This is a genomic window from Roseospira marina, from assembly GCF_014197855.1.
GTDB classification, from domain to species: domain Bacteria; phylum Pseudomonadota; class Alphaproteobacteria; order Rhodospirillales; family Rhodospirillaceae; genus Rhodospira; species Rhodospira marina.
Genome location: NZ_JACIGJ010000005.1, coordinates 67,392 through 88,078, shown reverse-complemented (window position 1 = coordinate 88,078; position 20,687 = coordinate 67,392). Strand labels below are relative to the sequence as shown.

At 69.0% G+C, this 20,687-nt stretch carries 19 protein-coding genes; 10 read left to right on the top strand and 9 right to left on the bottom strand.

The genetic code is table 11. The annotated features are described in order from the left end of the window. Positions 1 to 19: 19 nt before the first annotated feature. The 3 genes from flgA to flgF form a co-directional block, all read right to left on the bottom strand. The gene (flgA, locus tag GGD82_RS08430; protein ID WP_150061358.1) at positions 20 to 1,300 is read right to left on the bottom strand and encodes a flagellar basal body P-ring formation chaperone FlgA; all 1,281 of its coding nucleotides are present in this window, start codon (positions 1,298 to 1,300) and stop codon (positions 20 to 22) included. A 53-nt stretch (positions 1,301 to 1,353) separates the two neighbouring features. After that, positions 1,354 to 2,139 carry a flagellar basal-body rod protein FlgG gene (gene flgG / locus GGD82_RS08425; RefSeq protein ID WP_150061359.1) on the bottom strand — a complete coding sequence of 262 codons (786 nt, stop codon included), beginning with the start codon at positions 2,137 to 2,139 and terminating at the stop codon, positions 1,354 to 1,356. Between the two features lie 91 nt (positions 2,140 to 2,230). Continuing rightward, a complete protein-coding gene (flgF, locus tag GGD82_RS08420; protein ID WP_150061360.1) occupies positions 2,231 to 2,974 on the bottom strand; it encodes a flagellar basal-body rod protein FlgF in 744 nt (247 codons plus the stop codon). A gap of 475 nt (positions 2,975 to 3,449) precedes the next feature. On the opposite strand from flgF, the gene GGD82_RS08415 reads away from it, so the two are divergent. From GGD82_RS08415 to GGD82_RS08395, 5 genes are all read left to right on the top strand, one after another. After that, positions 3,450 to 4,061, top strand: coding sequence for a flagellar basal body-associated FliL family protein (locus GGD82_RS08415; protein WP_150061361.1), 612 nt, complete (start codon positions 3,450 to 3,452; stop codon positions 4,059 to 4,061). Positions 4,062 to 4,130: 69 nt separating this feature from the next. After that, positions 4,131 to 5,330 (top strand): flagellar motor switch protein FliM, encoded by a 1,200-nt coding sequence (gene fliM, locus GGD82_RS08410; protein WP_150061362.1) that lies wholly within the window; start codon positions 4,131 to 4,133, stop codon positions 5,328 to 5,330. 82 nt (positions 5,331 to 5,412) lie between these two features. Beyond that, positions 5,413 to 6,015: a DUF6468 domain-containing protein gene (locus GGD82_RS08405; RefSeq protein ID WP_150061363.1), complete on the top strand. Its 603-nt coding sequence runs from the start codon at positions 5,413 to 5,415 to the stop codon at positions 6,013 to 6,015. A 177-nt stretch (positions 6,016 to 6,192) separates the two neighbouring features. Then, complete coding sequence (locus GGD82_RS08400) at positions 6,193 to 6,960, top strand: nuclease-related domain-containing protein (RefSeq protein ID WP_150061364.1); 768 nt, start codon at positions 6,193 to 6,195, stop codon at positions 6,958 to 6,960. Between the two features lie 45 nt (positions 6,961 to 7,005). After that, positions 7,006 to 8,244: a cysteine desulfurase-like protein gene (locus tag GGD82_RS08395; RefSeq protein ID WP_150061365.1), complete on the top strand. Its 1,239-nt coding sequence runs from the start codon at positions 7,006 to 7,008 to the stop codon at positions 8,242 to 8,244. Between the two features lie 39 nt (positions 8,245 to 8,283). On the opposite strand, the gene GGD82_RS08390 is transcribed toward GGD82_RS08395, so the two are convergent. The 4 genes from GGD82_RS08390 to GGD82_RS08375 form a co-directional block, all read right to left on the bottom strand. Further along, on the bottom strand, positions 8,284 to 10,251 hold the full coding sequence (locus GGD82_RS08390) for an acetoacetate--CoA ligase (protein WP_150061366.1): 1,968 nt from the start codon (positions 10,249 to 10,251) through the stop codon (positions 8,284 to 8,286). A 132-nt stretch (positions 10,252 to 10,383) separates the two neighbouring features. Next, the gene (locus tag GGD82_RS21395; protein WP_150061367.1) at positions 10,384 to 11,508 is read right to left on the bottom strand and encodes a glycosyltransferase family 4 protein; all 1,125 of its coding nucleotides are present in this window, start codon (positions 11,506 to 11,508) and stop codon (positions 10,384 to 10,386) included. Positions 11,509 to 11,552: 44 nt separating this feature from the next. Continuing rightward, a complete protein-coding gene (locus tag GGD82_RS08380) occupies positions 11,553 to 12,782 on the bottom strand; it encodes a glycosyltransferase family 4 protein (RefSeq protein WP_150061368.1) in 1,230 nt (409 codons plus the stop codon). 10 nt (positions 12,783 to 12,792) lie between these two features. Then, complete coding sequence (locus GGD82_RS08375) at positions 12,793 to 13,998, bottom strand: glycosyltransferase family protein (RefSeq protein WP_150061369.1); 1,206 nt, start codon at positions 13,996 to 13,998, stop codon at positions 12,793 to 12,795. Positions 13,999 to 14,404: 406 nt separating this feature from the next. Here GGD82_RS08375 and GGD82_RS08370 point away from each other — a divergent pair, with 406 nt between their 5' ends. Then, on the top strand, positions 14,405 to 15,439 hold the full coding sequence (locus GGD82_RS08370; RefSeq protein WP_150061370.1) for a hypothetical protein: 1,035 nt from the start codon (positions 14,405 to 14,407) through the stop codon (positions 15,437 to 15,439). Positions 15,440 to 15,459: 20 nt separating this feature from the next. Here the strand turns inward: GGD82_RS08370 and GGD82_RS08365 are convergent, their stop codons facing one another. Further along, on the bottom strand, positions 15,460 to 15,774 hold the full coding sequence (locus GGD82_RS08365) for a DUF1244 domain-containing protein (protein ID WP_150061371.1): 315 nt from the start codon (positions 15,772 to 15,774) through the stop codon (positions 15,460 to 15,462). Positions 15,775 to 15,949: 175 nt separating this feature from the next. Here GGD82_RS08365 and aroQ point away from each other — a divergent pair, with 175 nt between their 5' ends. The 3 genes from aroQ to accC all read left to right on the top strand — a co-directional run bounded on the left by aroQ (position 15,950) and on the right by accC (position 18,320). After that, positions 15,950 to 16,432: a type II 3-dehydroquinate dehydratase gene (aroQ, locus tag GGD82_RS08360; protein WP_150061372.1), complete on the top strand. Its 483-nt coding sequence runs from the start codon at positions 15,950 to 15,952 to the stop codon at positions 16,430 to 16,432. Between the two features lie 61 nt (positions 16,433 to 16,493). Continuing rightward, positions 16,494 to 16,934, top strand: coding sequence for an acetyl-CoA carboxylase biotin carboxyl carrier protein (locus GGD82_RS08355; protein ID WP_150061373.1), 441 nt, complete (start codon positions 16,494 to 16,496; stop codon positions 16,932 to 16,934). A 9-nt stretch (positions 16,935 to 16,943) separates the two neighbouring features. Then, positions 16,944 to 18,320, top strand: a complete 1,377-nt coding sequence (gene accC, locus GGD82_RS08350) for an acetyl-CoA carboxylase biotin carboxylase subunit (protein WP_150061374.1) — start codon at positions 16,944 to 16,946, stop codon at positions 18,318 to 18,320. A gap of 75 nt (positions 18,321 to 18,395) precedes the next feature. Here accC and GGD82_RS08345 read toward each other — a convergent pair whose 3' ends face one another. Beyond that, the gene (locus tag GGD82_RS08345; RefSeq protein WP_150061375.1) at positions 18,396 to 19,430 is read right to left on the bottom strand and encodes a hypothetical protein; all 1,035 of its coding nucleotides are present in this window, start codon (positions 19,428 to 19,430) and stop codon (positions 18,396 to 18,398) included. Positions 19,431 to 19,740: 310 nt separating this feature from the next. Here GGD82_RS08345 and rfbA point away from each other — a divergent pair, with 310 nt between their 5' ends. Next, positions 19,741 to 20,613 carry a glucose-1-phosphate thymidylyltransferase RfbA gene (rfbA, locus tag GGD82_RS08340; protein ID WP_150061376.1) on the top strand — a complete coding sequence of 291 codons (873 nt, stop codon included), beginning with the start codon at positions 19,741 to 19,743 and terminating at the stop codon, positions 20,611 to 20,613. Positions 20,614 to 20,687: the final 74 nt, after the last annotated feature.

Genomic DNA, 20,687 nt, shown 5'->3' with positions numbered 1-20,687 from the left:
GGCGCCGCGTGTCGTGGCATCAGCGGGTGGCCACGGTCACCAAATCCATGCGGACCTGGACCGTGTCGCGCCCCGTCACAACCGCCAGAACCTCCTTGTCCGACGCCAGATTGGCGATCCGCACGGTTTCGCCCCTGGCGCCGCTCTCCAACGCGCGACCGCGCGCGGTCACCGTCATAAAGGGGGTTTCCAGGACCATGGTCACGAGACCGTTGCGGTGGATCAACTCGGGCAGCCGCACTTGGTTGACGCGCACCGGGCGCCCGGCCTGGATGCCGTACCGCGCCGCACGGCCAAGCAGATCCTCGGGATCCAGCAGGATATCCGGCCGCAGGTCGGACCGACGCACCGAGTCCCAGCCCAGGTCCGCCTCCGTGATGACCATATCCCGCCGGATCGGCCGGATCAGCACGGGCACGTCCACCGAAACATGGACCGAGCCGGTCAGACGCACCGGCCGGGCGTTCGGTCCCTCGGCGGGAACCTGCAACAGCGCGTTGAAGCGGCCGGTGCGGTTGTCATAATACAGGTCGCGCACCGCGACTCGCGCCTCCTCCGGCGTACCGACGACGGCCTGAATCGTGAACATATTGACGTCCACCTCGGCCTCGGGTGGCATGCCCTCGTCGAGCAGCCGCGCCCGCAACGCCTCGACCGCATGCACCCGACCGATCGGATACCCAGTGCGGGACACGATCGCCTGAACGAACCGGCTCGCCGGACGCCAGTCCACGCCGTAATCGGTGGCCAGGGCTTCCAGATAGGCCGCATCCAGCACCAGCCGGCCGCCCGGGTCGGGGGCATGCCCGACCGGAACGCTCGCCACCTCCTTGGGCAGACCGCCGAACACATCCCCCAACTGGAGCAGGGGCCGTTCAATGGTTACCTCGGGCCGCAGAACGGCGCGGACCATACCGCCGACGCCGCGCCCGTCGCTGGAGGTGCCGTCGAGAACGGAGCGGCGCGTGGCCGCGTTCACCAAAGCGTCGGCCAGCGCCGTAATGTCGGGAAGAGGGGCAGCGGCCTCGGCACCCGCCGGCGTTCCGCCCGGATCGGCCGACACGGCCCCAGCAGCGGCCACCGGCATGACCACCTCGTTCGCGTGCGCCACCCCGGAGCCCCCAAGGGGCGCCGTTAGGAGCAGGGCCAGCCCGGCCGCCAGACCGAACGCCGCGCCAAACGCGAAGCCACGCCCCGTGCGGATCCGGCCATGCGCCGCCCCGCACCCACGCGACAGCCGTCCCCACCCCAACCGGGCGGGCGACGGAGAGCAACGGCGACGGAAACGGCGGTCGATCATGGTGGACTCTCCCTCCCGGACTCGGCGCCCGGGTGGCGTGGCAGATCGGGTGGTTACTGCATCCGGGAGATGGTGGACATCATCTCGTCGGACGTCGTGATGGCCTTCGAGTTCATCTCGTAGGCGCGCTGGGCGCTGATCAGTTCGGTGATCTCCGAGACCACATTGACATTGGAGGTCTCAAGAAATCCTTGAAGCACGGTGCCATAGCCCGGCTGACCTGGGTTGTTCGTGCTGGGCGCCCCCGAGGCCTCGGTTTCGGTAAACAGGTTATCGCCCTCGGGGTTCAGGCCGGCCTCGTTCGGGAACAGCGCAAGCTGGATCTGCCCGGCGTTCACCAGCGCGTTCTGACCGTCCAGCTTGTACAGCACCTCGCCCGACTGGTTGATGGTGATGCTGACCGCCTCGTTCGGGATGGTCGACACACCCTGGACCTTGTAGCCGTCGTGGGTGACCACCTCGCCGTCGGGGCTGAGCTGGAACGACCCGTCGCGCGTGTACCCGGTCTCGCCCGAGGGCAGATCAATCTGGAAGTAGCCCTTGCCCTCAATCGCGAGGTCGAGACTGTTGTTGGTGGACAGCATGCTGCCCTGTTCCGTGATGCGATAGACGGCCGCGGTCTTCACACCCAGGCCAAGCTGAACACCGGCCGGCACGATATCGCCGGTATCCGACGACGTGGACCCCGCGCGCCGCAGGCTTTGATACAGCAGGTCGTGAAATTCCGTGCGCCGACGGGTGTACGCCGTCGTGTTCATGTTGGCGATGTTGTTGGAAATGACTTCCACGTTCTGTTGCTGGGCCAACATGCCGGTGGCGCCGATGCTCAGCGAGCGCATGGTCTCCTCCGCCCCTTCCTGGAACCTAAGGTCCTGTTCATAATGACGCACACCGTGGGCGCGATCTGTGTTCGATCGCTCGCGACGTGCTCTAAACTTGATCTGCGCCCGTCAGGGCCTTGATAGCCCGTTGCTGGCGATCGGATTCGTCTTCGATCAGCTTCTGCACCGCCTCATAGGCCCGCTGGGTATCGATGAGGCGGGTAATCTCGCGGGTCGGCTCGACGTTGGACCCCTCCAACATGCCCTGCTCGATGGCCAGCCCCTCGGCGGCCTGTGGGTCCTGCTCGCCGGCATCGTACAGGCCCGCCTGCACCCGTAGCAGCGCCTGCTCGTCCTCGAAGGACACGATGTTCAATTGGCCGATGGCGCCGTTCTCGGTGGAGACGGTGCCGTCCCGTGCAATCACGATGTCGCGTTCGTTCGGCGCCACGAAGAACGGCGTTCCGTTCGTGCTGAGGACCGGATGGCCCTGCCCGGTGACGACCATGCCGTCGGCGTCGAGCATGAACCGACCATTGCGGGTGTAGAAGCGGCCGAAATCCGTCTCGACCTCGAAGTAGCCCGGTCCATTGATTGCGAGATCGAGGGGGTTCCCCGTCTGCTCCATGGGCCCCAGGGCGACATCGCGGTGCGAGCCGAAATCGTAGGTATAGGACAGCATGTCCGCGAACGCGCTGTCGGTGCCGCGCGACGGAGTCCGATACTCCGAGAACATGAGGCTCTCGCCCTTGAACCCCGGGGTGTTCATGTTGGCGATGTTGTTCGCCACCACATCCATCTGGCGCCACAGCGCGGTCTGACGGGACAGGGCGATGTAAGAAGGCGTCTGCATGATTCGACCGGCCTGTTGCTGTCCGACACGGGGAGTCCCCGGCATGGACCCATAGGTCCGGCTGGTCCCTAGCAGGCGGCGTGCCAGCCGTCGCCCTCAGCCCGAAGCTGGCCGGTTTCCGCGCCCTGCCGGCCCCGCGGCAGACCACGCCAGGACGGACCGGATGCCGCAGCACAGGCCCCCTGACGGTCCCCCGGCGGGCGTTGCCGGGCAGTTCTTGCCGGGTCCATGGGCACTGAACCATTTCTTAAGGAGTGGAGCCTACGCTTTGCTCCGGCGGCGGATTGGTGGTCCCATGCGCGATGCGCACAGGCCGCGCCCGCCCGCTGCCGGACCCGGCGGAACCGGCCGGATCCCGGGGCATTGCCCCGCCGGTGCGCCCGTCTGGCGCCGAACCCATGGACGGACGCGCGACCGTGCCCTCCGCCGTCAGGCCGGACCGGCACGTCCCTCGCGCCAGTGGATGCCGGAAGCGATGGCTGACGATCTGGAAGAAGACGACTACGACGCCGAAGGCGAAGACGGGCTTGACGACGGCGGCAAACGATCGGGCGGGAAGAAAAAGCTGCTGCTGATCGTGCTGCCGATCCTGCTTCTTGTGGGCGGGGCCGCCGGCGCATTCTTCACGGGCCTGCTGGATCCCATCCTAGGCGGCGGCGATGACGCGGCGCACGGGTCCGCCTCGGCGGGCGACGACGGCCATGGCGGCGGGGGCGATGGTCACGGCGGCGGTGGAGGCCACGGGGGCGACGACGGCCACGGGGGCGGTGGCGCCCTCGGCGGCACCGTGTTCTACGACCTGCCGGAAATGGTCGTTGACCTGAACACCGGCTCGCGCAAACCCCACTTTTTGAAGGTACGGGTCAGCCTCGAACTGGCCAACCCGGCAGACGTCAGCCGCGTCGAGGAGGTCATGCCGCGCGTGATCGACAACTTCCAGGTCTTTCTCCGCGAGCTGCGGGTCGAGGATCTGCAAGGCGCCGCCGGCATCTACCGGGTCCGCGAGGAGCTGCTCCGCCGCGTCGGAAATGCCGTGCGGCCAGCGCGCGTCAACGCGGTGCTGTTCAAGGAAATGCTGGTGCAATAACGGCGGACGCGGGCCACAGCGCCCGCCGCCACCATCCGACGCGTTCGAGGACCGGGGATACGCGCAGACATGACGCCTTCCGACGAACCAGGCCGCGAGGTCAGCCAGGAAGATGAGGAAGCCATGATGGCCGAATGGGCCGCCATGGTGGACGAGGACGAGGGCAAGGACGGCGGAGGGGACGGTGGTGGCGGCGGGGACGCCGATGCCAACGCCGCCGCCGAGTGGGAGGCCATGCTCGGCGATGACGACGGCGGTGGCGACGGTGAGGCGGCCGCGGGTGGTGGCGGCGGCCGGGAAAGCACCCGGGTTCTGAACCAGGACGAGATCGATAGCCTGCTGGGCTTCGACGAATCCGACGACATCAGCACCGACAAGTCCGGCATCCAGGCGATCCTGAACAGCGCCCTGGTCTCGTACGAACGCCTGCCGATGCTGGAGGTGGTGTTCGACCGGCTGGTGCGCATGATGTCCACGTCGCTGCGCAACTTCACGTCCGACAACGTCGAAGTCTCGCTCGACAACATCCTGTCGCTACGCTTCGGCGATTATCTGAACTCGATCCCCCTGCCGGCCATGCTGTCGGTGTTCAAGGCCGAGGAGTGGGACAACTCCGGCCTGCTGACCATCGATTCGTCGATGATCTATTCCATCGTGGACGTGCTGCTTGGCGGGCGGCGCGGCACGGCAGCGATGCGGATCGAGGGGCGGCCCTACACCACCATCGAACGCAATCTGGTCGAGCGGCTGGTGCATGTGGTGCTGGCCGACCTGTCGGCGGCCTTCGACCCCCTGTCGCCGGTCACCTTCCGGTTCGAGCGGCTGGAGACCAATCCCCGCTTCGCGACCATCTCGCGGCCCGCCAACGCCGCCATCGTGGCCAAGCTGCGCATCGACATGGAGGACCGCGGGGGGCGCCTGGAGCTGCTGATCCCCTACGCGACTCTCGAACCCGTGCGTGAACTTCTGCTTCAGATGTTCATGGGCGAAAAGTTCGGTCGCGATTCCATCTGGGAAACTCACCTTGCGGAGGAGATGTGGTTCACCGAGGTTGAAATGGAGGCCATCCTTGACGAGGTAGAGTTGCCATTGCGGCATATCCTGAACCTTGAGGTCGGCTCTCAGATCATGTTCAACGCCACACCGGACTCCACCGTGATGCTCCGCTGCGGCGACGTGCCGATGTTCGCCGGCCGCATGGGGCGTCGCGGCGCCAACATCGCCATCCGGGTGGACCGCAAGGCCCACCAACGGGCCAAACCGATGTGATGGTCCTGGTGATCGCATCCTGCCGCCAGACCCTGCCGGTGCCGCGTTCCGTGCTGCGCACCGTTGCACCCGAGAGGCCACCATGTCGTTGAGCACGTTCCTCGATATCGCCATTGTGGCACTGCTGGTTCCGACCATCGTGTTCGCGTGGATCCTGAACAGCCGGCTTGCGGACCTGCGTCGCAATCGCGATGAACTGGCGCGGCTGATCGGCAGTTTCAACGAGGCCACGCACCGCGCGGAATCGGGCATCCCCAAACTGCGCAAGGCGGCCGACGACGCTGGCCGCGCGTTGCAGGACCGTGTCGAGAAAGCGCAAACGCTGCGCGACGACCTCGCGTTCATGGTGGATCGGGCCGAAACCACGCTCGGCCGGCTGGAAACCGGCACGCGCGCCCCGCGTGCGTCCGGCGGGGGCACGAACGGCGCGTCGTCGGCGGCGGCCGAACGCCGCGAACTCACCCGCGCGCTCAACGAGGCCCGCGGCCGCGCCGGCCGTCCCGGGGACACGACAGCGGCCGGCAGCGGCGTGCCCGCGCCTCCCCCGGTTCCGGGCCGACGCCCGCGCGGGCTGAACCCGGCGCCTCCGGCACGGGACGACGCCGAGGAGGACGATTTTTTCATCGAGGACGAGCGCTCCGAGGCCGAGCGTGAACTGTTGCGCGCCCTTCAATCCGTGCGCTGACCCGACCGAACCGTGCCGTCGCCTCAGCCCCTACACGGGCGGCGGCGGTCCCTGCCCAACCGATCCCGCCCGCCGAATTCTCCCACATGTGCCTGGAAATACGCGCGTGGCCAGCGTAAGACAGACAGGCCGTCGTGGAGAGCGTCGGACTAAAGCGGGGGAGTGATACGCGGACTCATGGACCAGAGCCTTCTTGCATGGGTCACCGACCTGCTTTGGGTCCTGTTGTTCTGGGTCCTAGCCCTGTTTCTCGTCACGGCCGGCGTTTATATGACCGTGGGGCCGGCGTTGCGCCAGGGCCGGGCGAAGCGCCGGGTTGCGCGCGCCATCGCCCAGGCGGACCTGCCGGCGCTGCACGATCTGGTGTTGCGCGGCCGACGCGGCGGACCGATCCAGGTGGATCATGTGGTGCGCCTGCCCACGGGCTTTGTCGTCCTGGAAACCGTGGTCCGCACGGGCCGGCTGGTCGGCACGGAGCGGTCGCGCGCCTGGCATCAGTCCATCGGCTGGCACCGCCACACCTTCGGCAATCCCCTGCGCCGCCTGGAACGGGTCATGGCCGCCGTGCGCCGCGCCCTGCCCGCCCCCACCGAAGCAACCGAGCCGGTGCTGGTGACCGGCCAGGTGCTCGTGCCGGCACGCACCCGCTTCACCCGGGGCCGTCCGGAGGGCGTGTCCGGCCTGGGCGACTTCCTCGACCACCTGCGCGCGGCGAACGACGCCAACAAGGATCAGCCACCGGTTCCCGAGCTGGATCAGGCGTGGCATGCCCTCGCCGAGGCCGGGCTTGCCAGCGCCAAGGCCGGCGGCGACCCGACCTGGACCACGGCCCCCCGCCGCGTCCTGCGCCATCTGCTGGCCGACCCGCGCACCGCCACCGGCGTGGTGTGCGCCGTCACGGGCGGCCTGATGGCCCTCGGCCTGGGCCTCGGCCTGCTCCCGTAATCCTCCGTCTCTCCGTCCGAGACCGCCTCACCCGAGTGCTTTATCATGTCCAATCCGCCCCTCGACCTGGACGCCGTCCGCGCCTGGTTCCCCGCGTTTGACGCGCCCACCGGCGCCGGCTGGGCGTTTTTCGAGAACGCGGGCAGCGCCTATGTGCCGCGCCCGGTGATCGACCGCCTGACCCGCTTCATGATCGAGGCCAAGGTGCAGCCTGGGGCGCCCTTCCCCGCCTCCGCGCTGGCGACGCGGATGATGGCCGACGGCGTTGCGGCGATGGCCGCGCTGGCGAACACCGCGCCCGAGTCCCTGGTGATCGGCGCCGACACCTCGACCAATCTGCATGTGCTCGCCAACGCGCTCGCCTGCCTGCTGGCGCCCGGCGACGAGATCGTGGTCACGAACCTGGATCACGAGTCCAACATCACGCCGTGGCGTCGCCTGACGCGGACCGGCGCGACCCTGCGCGAATGGCAGTTCGATCCGGAGACCGGCGCCCTGGACGTCGCGGACCTGGAAGCCCTGCTGACCGAGAACACCCGCCTCGTCTGCCTGCCGCATGCCTCCAACATCACCGGCGCGGTCAGCGAGGCGGCGCGCGCGGTGCGGCTCGCCCACGAGGCCGGGGCACTGGCCGTGGTGGATGGCGTGTCGTTCGCCCCCCATGCCCTGGTCGACGTCGCCGCGCTGGACGCGGATGCCTACACCTTCAGCGCCTACAAGGTGTTCGGCCCGCACGTCGGCGTAATGGCGCTGCGGCCGGAACTGCTGGGGCGACTGGAGAATCAGAACCACATGTTCCTGTCCGGCACCGGAGCGCTGACTCTCAACCCCGGCGGCCCGTCGCACGAGCTGTGTGCCGCGCTGGGCGGCGTCACAGACTATCTGGAGGCGCTGGACCGCCAGCGTGGCGGCCCGGACGAGGCGTCACCCCGGGACCGGGTCGCCCGCTGCTTCGCCGCCTTCGAGGCGCACCAGACCGCCCTGACCGCGCGGCTCCTGGACGGCCTCGCCGCCGTGCCGGAGATCCGGATCATCGGTTCACCCAGCGTGGGCGCGCACCGCTCCCCCACCGTGGCCTTCACGCACGCCACCCTGTCGTCCCGCACCGTGGCGGAGCGGCTGGGGGAGCACCGGGTTGCGGTGCGGCACGGGGCGTTCTACGCATGGCGCGCCGTACACGCCCTCGGGCTGGACCCGGCCGACGGCATCGTGCGGGCCAGTCTGGTGCACTACAACACCGCCGATGAGGTGGACCGCCTGCTCAACGCCCTGCCGAGGGCGTGACCCCAAGGCACGCGGTCCCGGGGTCAAGGGGGCGGGCTGTCAATCCGCCAGTTCCTCGCGGTCGGCGAACTCGTCCAGCGCCTCCGGATTGGCCAACGCTTCCTTGTTCTTGACCGGGCGGCCATGCACCACCTCGCGCACCGCCAGTTCGACGATCTTGTTGGACTTGGTACGCGGGATGTCCGTGACCTGCACCACCTTGGCCGGGACATGGCGCGGGGTGCAGTTGGTGCGGATCTGGCGCTTGATGCGGTCGATCAGACCGTCGTCCAGCTCCATGCCCTCGCGCAGCCGCACGAACAGGACCACGCGCACGTCGCCGTCCCACTCCTGGCCGATCACCAGCGCCTCAACCACCTCGTCGAGCCGTTCGACCTGCCGGTAGATCTCGGCGGTGCCGATGCGCACGCCCCCGGGGTTCAGCGTCGCGTCGGAGCGGCCGTGGACCACGAAGCCACCGTTCTCGGTCAGTTCCACCCAATCGCCATGGGTCCAGATGCCGGGGAACCGCTCGAAGTATGCCGCCATGAACTTGTGGTTCTGCGGATCGTTCCAGAACCCCACTGGCGTGGAGGGGAACGCCTGGGTACAGACCAGTTCGCCCTTGCGGCCAACGACCGGCGTACCGTCCTCGTCGTAGACCTCGGCCTTCATGCCCAGGCCGCGCTTCTGGATCTCGCCGCGATAGACCGGGCTGATCGGACTGCCGAGCATGAAGCACGACAGCAGATCGGTGCCGCCCGAGATCGAGGACAACTGCACGTCCGGCTTCACGTCCTGATAGACGTAGTCGAACGACTCCGGCACCAGCGGCGACCCGGTGGAGGTCATCACCCGCACCGTCGCCAGGGAATGGGTCTCGCGCGGCGTCAGGCCCGCCTTCTTGATCGAATCGATCCACTTCGCCGAGGTGCCGAACATCGTCATGCGCTCGGCGTCGGCGTAGTCGAACAGCACGTTGCCCGAGGGATAGCCGGGGCTGCCGTCGTAGAGCAGCAGGGTCGCCCGTGACGCCAGCGCGGCCACCAGCCAGTTCCACATCATCCAGCCGCAGGTGGTGAAGTAGAACACGCGGTCGCCCGGCTTGATGTCGCAGTGCAGAACGTGCTCTTTCGCCTGCTGAATCAGGGTGCCGCCCTGGCCGTGCACGATGCACTTGGGCACACCGGTCGTGCCGGACGAATACATGATGTACAGCGGCGTCGCGAACGGCAGGTCATCGAAGCGGATGTCTCCGGCCGCGTGCGGCGCGATCAGGTCGCCCCACCAGACGCCCCCGCGCACACCGGACAGATCGGCGGACGCATCGCCGCTGTCGCGGGTGTAGGGCACGATGACCGTATGTTCGACCGTCGGCATGCGCTCGACGATGGCCGCCACCTTCTCCAGGCAGTCGTGCGCCTTGCCGTTGTAGTAGTAGCCCTCCGCCGCGATCAAAACGCGCGGCTCAATCTGCCCGAAGCGGTCCACGACCCCTTGCACCCCGAAATCCGGCGACGCCGTCGACCAGATCGCTCCGATCCCGGCGCAGGCCAGCATGCCGATGATGGTTTCGGGCATGTTCGGGAGGTAGCCGGCGACCCGATCACCCTTCTGAATGCCCAGGCCGATCAGCGCCTTTTGGAACCGCGACACCGCGTCCCACAGCTCCTGATAGGTCATACGCCGCCGCACGGCCTGCTCGCCCCAGAACACAAGCGCGTCGGCCGCCGGATCCCAGTCCGGCCGGAGCAGATTGCGCGCGAAATTGATCTGGCCGTTCGGGAACCACGCCGCGCCCGGCATCTTCTTCGGGTCGTCCACGACCACGTCGCCCTTGGTCCCGATCAGCCCGCAGAAATCCCAAATCGCCGACCAAAAGGCCGCCGGCTCATCCACCGACCATTGCCACACGGAGTCATAGTCATCCAACGCCAGATCATGGTCGGCGTTCACCTGCGTCATGAACGCCGTCAGATTGCTGTTGGCGATGGCGTCCGCAGTCGGGGTCCAAAGGGGTTCGGTCACGGCAAGAATCCTCCCGGAGATCGTGTGTGCCGCTTGAGGGACGGCCTTATTTTTGTTTCTCGGCCGACATTGTGCCGCAACGCAACGATGTGGAAAAGAGGAAGGACGCCCCTCAATCGGGGCCTCGCCCGGTCACAGCAGCGGATGGAGCGCCGAACCAAGCGTTTCCGCCGCACGGGCGAGGTCATGGTGCGCCGCCACCATCGCCCGCGCCTGCCGTCCGTGCGCCGCACGCGCCGCATCGTCGGCCAGTTCGTCCCTCACCGCGTGGGCGAACGCTTCGGGCGAGTCAGGCGGGACAAGCCGGCCCCCCTGGCCCTCGTGCACCACGTCGGCCACGCCACCGCTGTCGCAGGCCACCACGGGCAGGCCGTGCGCCTGGGCCTCCAGGAAGACCATGCCATAGCCTTCTTTGAGGCCGGGCCAGACGAACAGGTCGCCGGCCGCATACAACCGGGACAGCGCCGTCTCCTCCAGCGCGCCCAGGAACACGACGGGCAGACCCGCGAACGCGGTCTCAACCTCAGGCCGGGCGCGGCCGTCTCCGGCGACCAGCAGGCTCCAGGGCGGTCCGTCCAGCCCGCGCAGCGCCCGGGCGAGCGCCTGAAAGGACGCGACCTTGTCGCCCGGCCGCATCATGGCGACGGTCACCAGCCAGCGGCGATCGGGATCGAGACCGAGCGCGGCCGCCAGGGCCGCGCGCGCCGCCGCCCGATCGGCCCCCTCCGGATCACACGCGACCGGATCATCGGCCAGAAACGGCGCCAAGCGCACCAGACGGTTGCCCACCACCGGTGCCACGCCACGCGCGCCCCGCGCGGTCATCGCGAACACCCGATCGGCGCGCGCCATGGCCGCGTCCGCGGCGGCGAAGCCGTCGGACCAAGGACCGTCCGCCTGCTTGAGGGCACGGCTGGCCTCCGCCACCGCATAGGGAATGCCGAGCCGCGCGCTGACCGCCAGCCCGAGCCAGTCCGGCGCCTTATGGTACAGGTGATAGGTGAACCACAGACGGGGCCGCTCCGCCGCAGGCCGACGAACGAACGACGCCGCCAGATGCTCCGCCAGCCACAGCCCGGCCCGCCGCAAGCGCGCCTGCCGCGCGGGATCGCCCTGCCCCTCCCAGGCGCGGAACCGGCAGGCCAGTTCAACCGTGAACCCCGCCGTTTCCAGCGCCGCCATCAGCCCCCGACCAATCCGCCGATCGCCGGAGGGCACCGGATGGTCCGGCGCCTTCATCGGCGCATAGAACGCCACGCGCGGTCCCCTGCCCCTGTCTGGACCGGAACGCACGCCCGCGCTCATGCCAGCAGGTCCGACACCATCGCGGCCAGCCGGTCGAGGCCGGCGCGGGCGTCGAACAGCGCCCGAACGCGCGTTTCCCCGGCCGCCCCCAGGCGCGCCCGTCGCGCGGGATCCCCGATCAAGGCCGCCAGCGCGGCCGTCAAAGCCGGCACGTCTTCCGGTTCCACCAGCACGCCGGTCGTGCCGTCCTCGATCAGTTCGGGAATGCCGGACAGGCGCGTGGACAGGCAGGCGAGTCGCTGGCTCTGCGCCTCCATCAGCACATTGGGCAGCCCGTCGCGGTCGCCGTCGGTGTCGATCCGGCACGGCAGCACGAACAGGTCCGCCGTCCGGTACATCGCCAGCACCTCCGCCTGATCGCGGGCGCCGTGCCACGTCACCCGGTCCGACAGGCCCAACTCGTCCGCCAGGGCCTTCAGCGCCCGCGACTCGGCCCCACCCCCGATATGGTCCAGGCGCCAGTGCACCCCCTCTGGCAGCGCCGCCAGCGCGTGCAGCAGCAAATCCAGGCCCTTCTTGCGCACCGCGCGACCCACGGCGAGCAGACGAACCGGCACCGCCGGGTCCGTGCCGTCGCGATCGGACGCAGGGGGCTCCTCGGGCGACGGAAAGCGGGTCAGGTCCAGCCCATGATGCAGCAGCGTCACCCGACCGGGCGCGAGGCTGTCCAGATGCGCGGCACCGGAGGCCGTGCAGGTCACCGTCCAGCGCGTCTCGGCCAGCTTCTCCGCCTTCTCCCAGTCCGGAATGGTCCAGATGTCGCGGGCGTGGGCGGAGATCGCCAGCGGCCGCCCGCGCAGCCGCGCCGCATAGCGCCCGACCGACCCGGGCGTGTGCAGGAAGTGGACGTAGACCGCGCCCACCGCCTCCGGCATCTCCGCGGCCAGGACCAGGGCCTGCCCCCAGCGCCGCACGCGGTTGCGCGTCGGATCCCGGCGCAGATCGCGCCACCACAGCCGCCACGCGGCGCGATAAGCCGCCCGCCGCCGCACCCGCCACCATGCGCGCAGCACGCGCCCCGGCTCCTGGTGCAAATACTCCGGCAGATAGGTCACGGGCGCGGCGATCTCACCATGGACCGGGTGCGTCTTGGCGTCGGTCGGATGCCGCAGGGAATACAGGTGTAGGCGATGCCCGCGCCGCTCCAACCCCAGAAGCTCCTGGGCGATGAAGGTCTCGGACAGGCGCGGATACCCCTTCAGGACAACGGCCACAGTGCCAGGCATGAACGGTCTCTCAGCCCCCGCCCACCTGCGCGGCCAGCGTCGTCGGCGCGTCGGGCGCGACGGCACGTTCCCCGCTGACCCGCCGGGCGATGACGTCGAGCCCGTCCATCCAGCCGGCCGGCAGCACCTCCGACGGCGGACGGCGCCACGCCAACCCCCGCAGGGCCTGGACCATGGTGGCCGGGCTTGCGTCTTCCTCGTACACCCGCATATCGACGAGCCCCAGCGCGGCGGCGCGACGCGCCCGCACCAGCTGTTCCTCCCGCGGCTCCGTGCGCGGCACCATCAGGGCCGGCTTGTCGAACGACAGCATCTCGCAGAACGTGTTGTAGCCCCCCATGCACACGATGGCCTGGGCGCCCGTCATCAGGTACTCCGGCGCAGCCTCGAACTCAAGCGCCGCGCCCCGCCCCAGCGCCCGCACCCGGTCGCTGAAGCTTTCCCGGCGATCCGCGTCCATGAACGGCCCGAACAGGAACACCGGCGCCAGTGGAATCGCGGGGTCCGACTCATAGGCCGAGAGCACCCAGTCGATCAGATCGGCGCCGTCGCCGCCCCCGCCTGCCGTGACCAGCACATAAGGCTCGCGGGTCGGCGGTTCGGTCGGTCCGGCACGCTCGGCGGGCGCGGTGGTGCGCTGGAATCCCGTGAACACCAGCTTGTCGCGCACGGCCGCCGGCATCGCGAGACCCTCCAGCGGATCGTGAAAGCCCTCGGGACCGTACACCCAAATCTCGTCGTACAGCTCGCGCAGGGCGGGCATCACGTGCTTGCGCGCCCACTCCGCCTGCAAACGGTCGGGGCTGTCCATGACCTCGCGCAGCCCCAACACCAACCGGGTTCCGCGCTGCTTGAGGCGGCGCAGCGCCGGCTCAACCTCACCGCCCAGACCGAGCGGCTCCTTGTCCACCAGGAACAGGTCCGGCGCGAACGCCAGCGCGGTGTGCTGAATGATGGAGGCCCGCAGATCCAGCGTTTCCTCGATGTCAATCAGTAGATTGAGGGGGGTGTAATTGCCGTTGCGCAGCTTCACCACCCCCGGCACCCGCACGAAGTCCACGCGGGCGCGGAAATCGAAGCTGCCGATGATTGGTGACCCGGAAATGATGAGGGCGGTCAGGTTCTTGTCCGCGCCGACCAGGGCGTGCGCGATCCGCCGACAGCGGCGCAAATGACCCAGACCAAAGCTGTCATGGCTGTATATCAGGACCCGCATGGGCGCCCCTTTCCGGGTGGATCCCGGTCGGGTGTCTCCCGTCCGGGTGGATCCCGGTCGCGGTCCGGAGCCCGGGTCGCGCGCGGATGATCGGTTCCCCCGACGGCCACACAACGACCAGCACCGGCCCGGCTCGGCGGATCCGCCGCATCCCGTGCACGACCGACCGGTCCCGGACCGACCCACACACCGTCGCCCAGGCCGGAGGCGCCAGCCTAGGCAATGTGTGCAGCGCAATCAAGCCGCACGCGCGGACACGGTCGGTATCGACGACCCCGAACTCGTGCTAGATATTCGTTCCGCTCAATCCGGCTCCGATGGATCCCACACCGAGGGATCCGGCCCCCGTGGTTCCGGTATGGATCCGGCGCCGCACTTCGGCACGCCCTGGGCTTGAGAGGACGCGATGCGAGGCACGCGACGTCAGGTTTTGCGGCTCATCCCGGCCCTGGGTGCCACCTACGCCGGCGCGGTGCCGTTCGGCATTCAGCGCGCTGGAGCGACGGTGCCGGCTGGACCGCCGCCCGGCCTGCCGCTCGACATCGACTTCCGCACCGCCCGGATCGGCCGGATCGCCGGCCGTAAGGTCGTGCTCGACGGCGATGGGCATATCCTGTTGAAACCGTTCGACGGCGGGGTGCCGACGGGCCAGACCCTCGTTCGCGTGGACCCGGAACGCGGGCTGGTGCTGCGCGGCTTCATCGATCATCGCGGCCTGGGGGGGCGCACCGACGCCAAGGCCGGCTCTCACTACCAGGCCATTCAGCCGCTGCCGAACCCAATGTGGGTGGTGCCACCGAACACCACCCTCTCCTGGTGGGCCCGCTGCCACGACCTTCCGACCTGGGCCGCCTTCGCTCTGTGGACCTTCAGCACGGACTGGCTCAGCCCCAGCACCGACCGGGCGCGGACGACCGGCGAGCCCGGCTATGCGCTCGAATTGGACTTCGAGGTCGGGGGCGGGCGCGCCTCCCGGATCGGCGGCGGCACGTTCGGCGCCCACCGGCTCAACATCGGCGCGCGAAGTTGGGGCCTGAACGCGGCGGGCACGGTCTGGACTCCGCAGGACCCGCCCTGGACGGTCGACGGACGCAAACGCGATGCCCGGTTCGTCCTGCCAAAGGACCGTGAGATCCATTACGAACTCCGCCGCTCTCATGTGGCCGGCGACGACGACGCCACCGGCGTGGACTTCCTGGTCAATGGTCGGCTGATGTTTCGGGTGCGCACGCGCGATATGGCCGACGCGCCGTTTTCCGTGGGCGACTCGCCCAGCCCGCTGTCCCCGCGCGCGATCTTTCGACGCACGGCCGGGCAGGATCAGGTGGTGCGGATCACCGCCGGCGGCTACGAGGACTTTTTCTTGTCGGACCCGCCGACGGAGCCGGCGCCGCCTCGCGACATCCTGTCGGTGCGCCGGCTGCGGGTGGCGGCTCTTTAGCGCCGGCCAGCCCCCGCCGCTTATCCCTTGCTGATGGCCGAATGCAGCGCCTTGGTCTCGGCGTAGGCCTGCTTCTGCGCCGCCGTCGCCTCGCCCTGATGCGCCGCTTTCCAATCCGCGTAGTCCATGCCGTAGACCCAGCGCTGCGCCTCCGCCGCGTCCAGATCGGCGCCCTGCTTTTCGGCAGCGGCCTTGAGCCACTTCCACAAGCAGTTGCGGCAGAACCCGGACAACGTCATGAGGTCGATGTTCTGTACATCGGTGCGCCACTGCAGGTGCGCGACCAGACTGCGGAAAGCGGCGGCCTCGATCTCGGTTCGGGTGCGCGCGTCCATGACGAAACCCTCCTTTATGCGTAGCGCCCCCTTCGGCGAGGGGCGGTTGTATCGGGTTCCCGTCCGGGTGCGCCCAACGGATGATTGCCCCGAACACCCGGGTGATATAGGACAGGCGCACGATTCGGTCACGGCCCTGTCACGTTTTTGCGATCCTCGGAGGGAATACCGCCCGGTGCCCACCACCGTCCTGATCCTCAACGGCCCCAACCTCAACCTGTTGGGCCGGCGTGAGCCGACCGTCTATGGTCGCGAGACCCTGGACGACATCGCCATGGCGTGCCGCGCGCACGGTGACCGCCTGCGTCTGCGCGTCGACTTTCGGCAGAGCAACCACGAGGGCGAGCTGGTCGATTGGATCCAGCAGACCCACGCGGATGTGCGCGGCATCATCCTGAACGCCGCTGCGTATACGCACACCTCGATCGCGATTCCCGACGCGCTGCGGGCCGTGGGCCTGCCGACCATTGAGGTCCACCTCTCGAACATTCACGCCCGCGAGAGCTATCGCCACCATTCGTTCATCGCCCCGGTGGCACGCGGAAGCATCATCGGACTCGGCAGCCAGGGCTACCTCCTGGCCCTCGACGCCCTGGCCCGCATGATCGCCGACGAGCAGAGCGGTGTCGGTCCTATCGTATCGCCCGTTCCGACCTGAGCCGGTGCCTCCCCCGATGGCACCGAACCGATCCTCCTGACCCGAGACCAAAGACACCACCATGGCCACCACCCCCATCGATACCGACGCGGTTCGCGCCCTCGCCGAACTCCTCGGCGACACCGGACTGTCCGAGATCGAGTACGACACCGGAGAGCTGCGCATCCGCGTGGCCCGCACCGTAACGGTCACCGCCACCGCCCCCGCGGCACCGGCCGCCCCCGCCGCCGACACGGGCGCTTCGCCGGCCGCCAGCGGCGAGGCGCACCCGGGCGCCGTGACCTCACCGATGGTCGGCGTCGTCTATCTGGCGCCGGAACCGGGCGCGCCCAACTTCGTCAAGATCGGCGACACCGTCGACGAAGGCGCGACACTCCTGCTCATCGAGGCGATGAAGACCTTCAACCCGCTGCGCGCGCCGCGTGCCGGCCGGGTCGCCGCCATCCTGGCCAGCGACTCCATGCCGGTCGAGTATGGCGAGCCCCTGGTGATTATTGAATAAGGGGTGCCGATGTCCTCGATCCCGGCGCCCGAGCGCGCCCCCATCACCTTCGAGAAGGTGCTGATCGCCAACCGCGGCGAAATCGCCCTGCGCATCCTGCGCGCCTGCCGGGAAATGGGCATCCGCACGGTCGCGGTCCATTCCACGGCCGACGCCGAAGCCATGCACGTCCGGCTGGCCGACGAATCGGTCTGTATCGGACCGGCGTCCGCCCGCGACAGCTACCTGAACAAGGCCGCCATCCTCGCCGCTGCGACCATCACCGGCAGCGACGCAGTGCACCCCGGCTATGGCTTCCTGTCCGAGAACGCCGACTTCGCCGAGATGGTGCACGACCACAACATCGCCTTCATCGGTCCGCCCGCGCGCCTGATCCGCATGATGGGCGACAAGATCGCCGCCAAGAAGGCCGCGACCGAGGCGGGGCTGCCCTGCGTGCCCGGGTCTCCGGGCGGGGTCGCCACGGCCGAAGAGGCCCGCGCGCTGGGGGCGGAGATCGGCTATCCCGTGCTCATCAAGGCCGCCGCCGGCGGTGGCGGACGCGGCATGAAGGTGGCCGAGTCGGCCGATACGGTGGTCGAGGCGTGGCAGACCGCGCGCGCCGAAGCGACGGCGGCGTTCGGCAACGGCGAAGTGTACATGGAGAAGTACCTGGCCCGGCCGCGCCATATCGAGGTTCAGGTTCTGGCCGACACCCACGGCACCGTGGTGCACCTGGGCGAGCGCGATTGCTCACTTCAGCGCAAGCATCAGAAGGTGCTGGAGGAAGCGCCTTCCCCGGTCCTGAGCGCCGAGGAACGCGCCCGGATCGGCGGCATCGCCTGCCGGGCGGCGGCGACGCTGGGCTACCACAACGCGGGCACCATGGAGTTCCTCTACGAGGACGGCCAGTTCTACTTCATGGAGATGAACACCCGCCTGCAGGTCGAACATCCCGTCACCGAGATGATCACCACGCTGGACCTGGTGAAGGAACAGATCCGCGTCGCGCAGGGCGAGACCCTGGGCTACACGCAGGAAGACATCCGCTTCCACGGCCACGCCATCGAGTGCCGCATCAACGCGGAAAACCCGGTCACCTTCGCGCCGTCGCCGGGCACCATCGGCCGCTATCACGCGCCCGGCGGCATGGGCATCCGCGTCGAATCGGGCCTGTACACCGGCCTGAAGGTGCCGCCGCACTACGACAGCATGATCGCCAAGCTGGTGGTGCATGGCGCGAACCGGAACGAATGCCTGATGCGCCTGCGCCGAGCCCTGGGCGAATACGTGATCGAGGGTGTCGAGACCACGATTCCCCTGCACCAGCGGCTGATGGAGGCGGAGGCCTTCATCACGGGCGACTACGACATCCGCTGGCTGGAGAGCTTTGTCACCACCTCTTAGGGCACCCTCCCGGGGGATCTGGAAGAGATCGCGTCAGCGATGGACCGGACGAGTCCGGTCCATCGCCGTTCGGGTTTAAGGACGCGCCCTCGACGGACCGCCACCCGGCCCGAAATCCAGCATGTCATCGTCGTGGCCCGCCGGCCCCATCGGGCCGGCCTCGGGCCATGCTGCGGCGTCCCCGTTCGGCCCATCCGCATTCAGACCGGCCCGGTCGTGGGCGCGCGTCTGCCCGTCCAGGTGGGCCAGCGCATCGGCCACCATGAGGCTCGCGTCCCGCACCCGGTCGGCCACATCCGGGTGAAAGGCATCGAGAAGAGCCAGGGTTTCCTCCTCGGGATGCGGAAACACCCGGACCAGGATCGAGGCCGGCCCATCACCGCGGCGCCGCACACGATATAGGCGCACGTGCGGCGTCGTTCGCGCCAAGACGGCCAGCACCCCCAGAAAGACCACCGGATCGGGACAGAACGGCGACGGGTGCACAATCGTCGCCTCGGGATCGACGTCATCCAGGGTGAGGCGAACCGCGTTGGCGTCGAGGCCCGCCATGCGCGCCGCCGCCACCAGATCGACCATGGGGCCAACCAGTTCCCAGCGGGCATCGTCGTCGTCACGGGTCAAGGCATCGAAATCGAGCTCCTCGCCCCGCACAGGTCCGAGGCGCTCTGGCTCGTCGCCGGCACCGTCATCCTGCGGCGCGGCGCCGGCGGCCGGCCCGTCGCCCCGCGACGCAGCGGTCTCATGGGCATCGGAGGGGGAGCCTGTGGGGGGATCCGCCGGATGATCGGGCAGAGCGTCCCGAAGGGCGTCCGAGGCCGATGACCGCGACTCCGGAGCACGGGTTACGACCTCAACCCCATCGGTTGGCACCGTCGGCGCCACCGGCGGCGGCGCCGCCGCGCCCACATCCCCCAGGGCCCGGCGGCCGAACGCCGATCGAACGGGCGTTGACGCCACGGCGGCCCGCCGCGCAAGCCCCGCCGGATCCACACCGTGCCGAAGCATTACGCGGGCCAGGGCCGCCTGGGCCTCCGGTGGCCCCTTGGCGACCGCTTTCATCAGCGCGAGCCAGTCGTGGACACTGACGGTTTCGATGTCTCCCGCCATAGCGGCCTTCCGTTCGTGGGTCCCAGGATGACCATGCGTCCAGCCCGAAACGGAGACGATCAGCCCACACCATCATGACCCGGGAGCCGATGCCGGGACAAGGGCCTGGCCCAGGGCGCCGTCGCGCCGACACCGCTCGCCGCGCCTTTGCGCCGAGGCGGCACCCACGCAGCGACACCGGCCCGGGACTTGCGTTCCGACGCGGGATCGGAAACAGTGCCGCGCGCCGGGGGCTCCGTTGTCTCCGCCATCCGAACGCCGTCGGCGAGCCCCGCCACGGGCGTGATCGTGTTGTTGTTCGAGGAGCGTCATGAAGGGCATCATCCTGGCCGGCGGCTCCGGCACCCGCCTCCACCCCCTGACCCGGGCGGTGTCGAAGCAACTTCTGCCGGTGTACGACAAGCCGATGATCTACTACCCGCTGTCGGTTCTGATGCTGGCCGGAATCCGTGAGATCCTCGTGATTACCACGCCGCATGACGCCCCGATGTTCGAGACCCTGTTGGGCGACGGCGCGGACTGGGGCATTTCGATCCAATACGCCCAACAGCCACGCCCCGAGGGGCTCGCCCAAGCATTCCTGATCGGGCGGGAGTTCCTGAACGGCAGCCCCTGCGCCCTGATCCTCGGGGACAACATCTTCTACGGCCACGGCCTGACCGACCAGCTGCGCGCCGCCGTGAGCCGCGAGCGGGGGGCCACGGTGTTCGCCTATCACGTCCCGGATCCGCAGCGGTACGGGGTCGTCGCCTTCGACGCCGACGGCCGGGCCACGTCGATCGAGGAAAAGCCGCCGCAGGCGCGCTCCAACTGGGCGGTCACGGGCCTGTACTTCTATGACGACCGCGTCGTGGAGGTGGCCGAAAACATCCGGCCGAGCCCACGCGGAGAACTGGAAATCACCGACGTCAACGCGTTCTATCTGAACGACGGCTCGCTTGCGGTCGAACGCATGGGGCGGGGGTATGCGTGGTTCGACACCGGCACCCATGAAAGCCTGCTCGACGCCGGCAACTATGTGCGCACGATCGACCGGCGGCAGGGCCTGAAGATCGCCGCGCCGGAAGAGGTTGCGTTCCGGATGGGGTTCATCGACGCGGAGCAGTTGGACCGCCTGGGGCACGCTCTGGAAAAGACCGATTATGGGCGCTATTTGCGCCAGATGGCGACCGATGGCGCGTGAGATACCGCGCCGGACGCCCGATGGCGCCGGACAGCCCCTTTCGGCCGGACCCGCCGAGCGACGGCGACCCGATG